The following is a 569-nucleotide window of genomic DNA, read 5'->3' as shown; positions in this document are numbered from 1 at the left end:
ACGCAGGTGTTTTTTTGTCGCCGACAGTGTGCCTCGCACTGTCTGGCGGCTTTTTTTGCCGAGTAAACCTCATGAATGCATTTAGATGGATAACGCTGGCTGCGCTAGGCGTGGCATTGGCCGTGCCATTTACCAGAGCTGTGGTCGCCGCGGATTTTGTCGACCCGCTGTCAAGCCCGGCGATTCCAAGCGAAAAAGCCATAAACGGGATGTTCACCGGATTGGCCACTGCGGGTAAACGCCTGGTCGCCGTGGGCCAGCGTGGGCATATTTTTTATTCCGACGATGCTGGCGTCCGCTGGCACCAGGCTGAAGTTCCGGTGAGCTCCGACCTGGTAGCCGTGCAGTTCCCGAGCCCGACGCAGGGTTGGGCTGTCGGGCACGACGGCGTTGTGTTGCACAGCGACAACAACGGCGAAACCTGGAAGCGCCAGCTCGATGGCCGTCAGGTCGGGCAGATCATGCTGGACTACTATCGGCAGCAAGCGGCACCGGATGACACTCTGCTGGCTGACGCTCAACGAATGATCGATGAAGGGGCCGACAAACCTTTTCTGGATGTGTGGTTC

At 58.7% G+C, this 569-nt stretch carries 1 protein-coding gene; it reads left to right on the top strand.

The window, feature by feature from the left end:
• Nucleotides 1–71: 71 nt before the first annotated feature.
• Nucleotides 72–569 (top strand): WD40/YVTN/BNR-like repeat-containing protein (locus JFU37_RS02750; protein ID WP_242485710.1); only part of this gene is annotated, 498 nt, incomplete at its 3' end.

It is taken from the genome of Pseudomonas sp. TH41 (assembly GCF_016650695.1).
Taxonomy (GTDB): Bacteria; Pseudomonadota; Gammaproteobacteria; order Pseudomonadales; family Pseudomonadaceae; genus Aquipseudomonas.
This window is presented reverse-complemented; position numbering and strand designations above follow the sequence as displayed.